Consider the following 6,407-nt stretch of genomic DNA (forward strand, 5'->3'; position numbering starts at 1 on the left):
AGACTGAGTTACTTAAACTCTCACTCATTGAAACGGAGTTGCTCAAACTTTCGCTCATTGATACCGAGTTACTCATGCTCTCACTCATTGAAACGGAGTTAGATAAGCTTTCACTCATTGAGACGGAGTTGCTTAAACTTTCACTCATTGATACCGAGTTACTTAAGCTCTCACTCATCGATACCGAGTTGCTGAGGCTTTCACTCATCGATACTGAGTTGCTTAAGCTTTCGCTCATTGAGACTGAGTTACTTAAACTCTCACTCATTGAGACCGAGTTACTTAAGCTTTCACTCATGCTTACTGAGTTACTCATGCTCTCACTCATTGAGACCGAGTTGCTTAAGCTCTCGCTCATTGAGACTGAGTTGCTCAAACTTTCGCTCATCGATACCGAGTTACTTAAGCTTTCGCTCATCGATACTGAGTTGCTTAAGCTCTCACTCATTGAGACCGAGTTACTCATACTTTCACTCATGCTTACCGAGTTACTCATACTTTCACTCATGCTTACCGAGTTACTTAAGCTCTCACTCATGGAAACGGAGTTGCTTAAGCTTTCACTCATTGATACTGAGTTGCTTAAGCTTTCACTCATTGATACCGAGTTAGATAAGCTCTCGCTCATCGATACCGAGTTACTCATACTTTCACTCATCGATGCGGAGTTGCTTAAGCTTTCACTCATTGATACCGAGTTGCTGAGACTTTCACTCATTGATACCGAGTTACTCATACTTTCACTCATCGATACCGAGTTACTCATGCTTTCGCTCATTGAGACTGAGTTGCTTAAGCTTTCACTCATTGAGACGGAGTTACTTAAGCTTTCACTCATTGAGACGGAGTTAGATAAGCTCTCGCTCATCGATACCGAGTTACTCATACTTTCGCTCATCGAGACTGAGTTGCTTAAGCTCTCACTCATTGATACCGAGTTACTCAAACTTTCGCTCATGCTTACTGAATTACTCAAGCTTTCACTCATTGAGACCGAGTTGCTGAGGCTTTCGCTCATTGAGACTGAGTTGCTTAAACTTTCACTCATTGAGACCGAGTTACTCATGCTCTCACTCATCGATACCGAGTTGCTGAGGCTTTCGCTCATTGATACCGAGTTGCTGAGGCTCTCACTCATGGAAACGGAGTTGCTTAAGCTTTCACTCATTGAGACCGAGTTACTCATGCTCTCACTCATCGATACCGAGTTACTTAAGCTCTCACTCATGGAAACGGAGTTGCTTAAGCTTTCACTCATGGAGACTGAGTTACTTAAGCTTTCACTCATGGAGACTGAGTTACTTAAGCTTTCACTCATTGAGACCGAGTTGCTGAGGCTTTCGCTCATGGAGACTGAGTTGCTTAAGCTCTCACTCATTGAGACCGAGTTACTCAAACTTTCGCTCATGCTTACTGAATTACTCAAGCTTTCACTCATTGAGACCGAGTTGCTGAGGCTTTCGCTCATTGAAACGGAGTTAGATAAGCTTTCACTCATCGATACTGAGTTGCTTAAGCTTTCGCTCATCGAGACTGAGTTGCTTAAGCTCTCACTCATCGATACTGAGTTACTCATACTTTCACTCATGCTTACCGAGTTACTTAAGCTCTCACTCATGGAAACGGAGTTGCTTAAGCTTTCACTCATGGAGACTGAGTTACTTAAGCTTTCACTCATTGAGACCGAGTTAGATAAGCTCTCGCTCATCGATACCGAGTTACTCAAACTTTCGCTCATCGAGACTGAGTTGCTTAAGCTTTCACTCATTGAGACCGAGTTGCTGAGGCTTTCGCTCATTGATACCGAGTTGCTGAGGCTCTCACTCATGGAAACGGAGTTGCTTAAGCTTTCACTCATTGATACCGAGTTACTCATGCTCTCACTCATCGATACCGAGTTACTCATGCTCTCACTCATCGATACCGAGTTACTCATACTTTCACTCATCGATACCGAGTTGCTGAGGCTTTCGCTCATTGAGACTGAGTTGCTTAAGCTCTCACTCATCGATACTGAGTTACTCATACTTTCACTCATGCTTACTGAATTACTTAAGCTTTCACTCATTGATACCGAGTTACTTAAGCTTTCACTCATGGAGACTGAGTTGCTTAAACTTTCACTCATCGATGCGGAGTTGCTTAAGCTTTCACTCATTGATACCGAGTCACTCATGCTTTCACTCATGGAGACTGAGTTACTGAGACTCTCGCTCATGCTTCCTGAGTTACTCATGCTTTCACTCATCGATACAGAATTCGATATACTCTCGCTTAACGATGCTGAGCCACTTCGGCTTTCACTCAATGATGTTGAATTTGACACACTCTCGCTTAACGATACCGAACCACTTCGACTTTCACTCAATGATGCTGAATTCGATGCACTCTCGCTTAACGATACCGAGCCACTTCGACTTTCACTTATTGATGTTGAATTCGATGCGCTCTCGCTTAACGATGCTGAACCACTTCGACTTTCACTTATTGATGTTTCAATTGAATGACTAATACTTCCTGAAATGCTTTCTTGAGTTGACGCAGAATTACTTGCTGATGCACTTATACTTTCTGAATGTTCTGAACCACTCGTATATTCAACCCTAGTAGTACCTGTTTTATTAATATCAGCCATTACGTTCTTAACTGGTGTTTTTCCATCATTTTGTTCACCAGTCGTAGTTCCAATGGTATAAGTTGTGCCATTAACGGTACTTTGATTATTCATGAAGTAATTTGATTCTGTCGTTACTCCATTATGCGTTACGATAACGTTGGTATTATTAGCATTTATCGTAACATTTGAAGAATTAGTGGAGAAAGTTGTACCGGTTGTAGTATTTAAAATTACATGAGCGGGATCATTAATATTAACAGTATTGCCAGATCCACCGAAGTAGAAGTTTAAGTTGCCAGAAAATGTGGTATTAGTCCCCTGTTCAAAGTTAACAGTGTTATTATCACAGCCATTAGCAAAGTAAACGTTTGTACCGCTAGTGCGCAAATTGATATGGGAGTTTGCCCCCGCAATAAATTTACCGTCTTGATTAGTTAGGGCAATATTCCCAACATTATTCCAAATTTGGCCGCCAGAATAGCTATAAGTATTATTAATTGTTAACGTCGCATTGTTACCAACTATTACCGCATGCTCGCCATTATTAGCTAACATCGCAACGTCATATGGGCACATACTATTATTAACAACCAAACTTGCATCGTCATCAACAATCAAGTTATTTCCAGCGTACATCAAGGTGCCATAGCCAACAAAGCTAGCTGAACTGGTGGAATAAGTATTGCCATTGTATTGGTACGAGCTGACGCCATCAATCGTCGTATGACCTTGAATTTCAAAGACCTTTAAATTGCCACTGGGAGCAAAAGTATCTGCAAAAACTGCAGCCCCACCCGTTGCATGAACATTATCATAGATTAGAGTCTCGGCCCCCGTCCAAGTAAGGGCAAACCCACCACGATTATTAGCGGTATAAAGATTAAGGTCTTTAACAGTTGTCGTGGTCTTCATACCTGTGTAAGCATTTAGCCAAATACAGTTATTACCTAAATTAAGGGAATGGTTCCCACCATCAATTGTAAGATCACGAGGTGGAATTTGGAGATTACCCATTCCAGACTGACCTAAATCAATGTCAGCTGTTAGTCGAATAACACTGATGTTTGAATTATTAAGGGCATTTTGAAATTCGGTGCTATTACTTACTTCAGCGGTATTTTTGGCATTTGCTTGAATAAAGTTTGCTTTTAAGTTAGTTAAGATCGCCGCATTCGTAAGATTAGTTGCATTAACTTTGCTATTAGCATTTATATAATTTGCATTAGGATTGGTTACAGAACTAGTCGTAGTACCAAGAGAGTTGTTAAGGGTCTCATCATTGAGAATAGTAGTTGATGCGGCCCCAGAATTGCTTGTGTTTTGACTAACGTTAGTACTATTTACCGTACTCGTTGTCGTTGAAGTAGATGCTCCATTTGCAGTTGTCCCCGATGCCATTGAAGTGCTATTTGATTGGCTAAGAACTGATTCACTAGTGGAAGCAGTTGACTGACTAGTTGAACCCGAAGTACTAGTAGTCGTGGAATTACTAGTAGACGTTGAGCTAGATGTAGATTTTACATCCGAGGTTGAAGTACTTGCTGAAGTGCTAATGGTTGAGCCACTAGTTGAGGTGGTTACCTGACTGGTTGAGATACTCCCAGAAGCACTTGTCGAAACTGAACCTGACCCAATAACCTGTGATTTTTGATCAACAGTGGTCGTAGCCGCGTGGGCCTCAGTAGGACTAACCGCTCCCGCTGCACCAACACCAAACAATGTCGCAACGGTAGCAGCCCCTTTTTTATAAGCATCTGTTGGATCTGATTGATTATCTTTTAACGAATCTAAATCATTAAAATTAGTTGGTTTAACTTCTTTCTTCGATCTAAACGCAAAGATTTTAAAAAAACGCGTCAATGCGCTAAACCAACCATGTTTTGTTTTATATAGTTTTACCTTACTCTTGTCTTCTTGTTCTTTATTATTTCTAGTCATGCTTAATCCACCTCTTCGAATACTTTTATATAAATCTAATGATAATTTATAAATAATATCTTCATGAAAAAGTGTACAACATTCTTTGTGAGAAATAAAATAATTAGCAACTAAAAGCTATATAAAATAAGGATTATTTAAATTATTTTATTTATAATCAAGCGATAATTATTTGAGGAAATATTATTTAAATTATAATTCAATAAAAATTGCTTATTACACAAAAACAGCCCCCAAGCTGAAAATTCCAACTTAGGAGCTGTTTTTAGTTTTAGCTCAGACAATTAAATTATTGATCTTCACTATTCTTTTTCTTCTTAGCAATCAGCAAGAGTAAGACTGCTTCTAATGACATCAAACCAAGTAATTCAGCCGTTGTTTGACTAGCATTACCAGTTTGTGGAAGCCGCTTGTTTTGCTGACTTGGCTTGTTTGTATTGCCGTTTTCGACAGAGTTTTGAGCAGTTAAGTCAACAGTCATGTGCTTATCAGTTACGGAAGCACTTGTATTTTCAAGACTAGAAGTATTTGTACTATTAGTGATACTCAAGCTCAACGAAATTGAACCATTTCCAGAACCGTTTGTTGACATCGAAGTAGAACCACTATTGTCAGGGAATGGCATTACTGGTGATTGACTACCACTAGTAGATTCAGATCCATTAGATGAAGAACCGCTTATAGAAGTAGAAATACTGTCGCTAGCACTTAATGAAGTAGATCCACTATCACTAATAGAAGTAGAACCACTTGCACTTACTGAAATTGATTCGCTAGTGCTAATTGACATTGATTCAGAATCACTGATTGATGTCGATGGATTATCTGGTTGTGGGTTTACCGGTGAATCGCTTGTTGAGTTTGAACCACTAATCGAAGCGGAGGCCGATGCACTTGTACTCAATGATGAGGAAAGCGATGCACTAGTTGAAGCGGAGGCCGATGCACTTGTACTCAATGATGAGGAAAGCGATGCACTAGTTGAAGCGGAAATGCTTGCACTGGTACTTGCTGAAATTGAAGCACTTTCGCTTGCGCTTAGTGATGCAGAAGTAGAACTGCTTTCACTCAAGGATGTTGAAACTGATTCACTTAGGCTTGTTGATTGGGAAGCACTCTCACTCATCGAGATTGAGGCACTACCGCTTTCAGAAATTGAAAGGGATTGACTAGCACTAATGCTTTGTGATACTGATGTGCTCTCACTTAACGAAGCAGATATTGAAGCACTAGTTGAAGCTGAAATGCTTGCACTGGTACTTGCTGAAATTGAAGCACTTTCACTTGAACTTAGTGATGCGGAAGTAGAACTGCTTTCACTCAAGGATGTTGAAACTGATTCACTTAGGCTCGTTGATTGGGAAGCACTCTCACTCATTGAGATTGAGGCACTACCGCTTTCAGAAATTGAAAGGGATTGACTAGTACTAATGCTTTGTGATACTGATGTGCTCTCACTAATTAGTCCAGATAATGGGAATGATTCCAAACTATAACTTGTTGCATCATGTGTACTAGTACTCTTAACAAATGAGTTACTCAAACTTTCGCTTGCGCTTACTGAAGCAGATGTTGATTCACTCGCACTTACCGAAGCCGAGGTGCTTTCGCTTGCGCTTACCGAAGCCGAAGTACTTTCACTAGCACTTACGGAGGCAGATGTGCTTTCACTCGCACTTACTGAGGCGGAAGTTGATTCACTCGCACTTACGGAGGCAGATGTGCTTTCACTTGCGCTTACTGAAGCCGAAGTACTTTCACTGGCACTCAACGATGTTGAGGCACTTTCGCTTGCACTTACTGAAGCTGAAGTTGATTCACTCGCACTTACGGAGGCAGATGTGCTTTCACT

At 40.7% G+C, this 6,407-nt stretch carries 5 protein-coding genes and 1 pseudogene; 4 read left to right on the forward strand and 2 right to left on the reverse strand.

Translation table 11 applies throughout. The features are described 5' to 3' along the window. Positions 1-2,507 (forward strand): hypothetical protein (locus LMC10_RS06260; protein ID WP_229269245.1); only part of this gene is annotated, 2,507 nt, incomplete at its 5' end. 911 nt (positions 2,508-3,418) lie between these two features. Here the strand turns inward: LMC10_RS06260 and LMC10_RS10590 are convergent. Both LMC10_RS10590 and LMC10_RS06270 read right to left on the reverse strand, forming a co-directional pair. Further along, a pseudogene (locus tag LMC10_RS10590) lies at positions 3,419-4,555 on the reverse strand (serine-rich glycoprotein adhesin); the annotation flags it as partial. A 289-nt stretch (positions 4,556-4,844) separates the two neighbouring features. Beyond that, positions 4,845-5,345 carry an LPXTG cell wall anchor domain-containing protein gene (locus LMC10_RS06270; protein ID WP_229269246.1) on the reverse strand — a complete coding sequence of 167 codons (501 nt, stop codon included), beginning with the start codon at positions 5,343-5,345 and terminating at the stop codon, positions 4,845-4,847. Here LMC10_RS06270 and LMC10_RS06275 point away from each other — a divergent pair. The 3 genes from LMC10_RS06275 to LMC10_RS06285 form a co-directional block, all read left to right on the forward strand. Beyond that, on the forward strand, positions 5,332-5,724 hold the full coding sequence (locus LMC10_RS06275) for a hypothetical protein (protein WP_229269247.1): 393 nt from the start codon (positions 5,332-5,334) through the stop codon (positions 5,722-5,724). The genes LMC10_RS06270 and LMC10_RS06275 overlap by 14 nt on opposite strands. A gap of 9 nt (positions 5,725-5,733) precedes the next feature. Beyond that, positions 5,734-5,976: a hypothetical protein gene (locus tag LMC10_RS06280; protein WP_229269248.1), complete on the forward strand. Its 243-nt coding sequence runs from the start codon at positions 5,734-5,736 to the stop codon at positions 5,974-5,976. A gap of 180 nt (positions 5,977-6,156) precedes the next feature. Next, positions 6,157-6,407, forward strand: a 251-nt coding sequence (locus tag LMC10_RS06285; RefSeq protein WP_411377833.1) for a hypothetical protein, incomplete at its 3' end; no start/stop codon positions are given.

The organism is Limosilactobacillus reuteri subsp. simiae (assembly GCF_020784875.1).
GTDB classification, from domain to species: domain Bacteria; phylum Bacillota; class Bacilli; order Lactobacillales; family Lactobacillaceae; genus Limosilactobacillus; species Limosilactobacillus reuteri_H.

Coding starts and splice junctions, on each gene's coding strand:
- LMC10_RS06270 (WP_229269246.1), bottom strand. CDS start 5,345: ATGTCAATTAGCACTAGCGAATCAATTTCAGTAAGTGCAAGTGGTTCT.
- LMC10_RS06280 (WP_229269248.1), top strand. CDS start 5,734: ATGCTTTGTGATACTGATGTGCTCTCACTTAACGAAGCAGATATTGAA.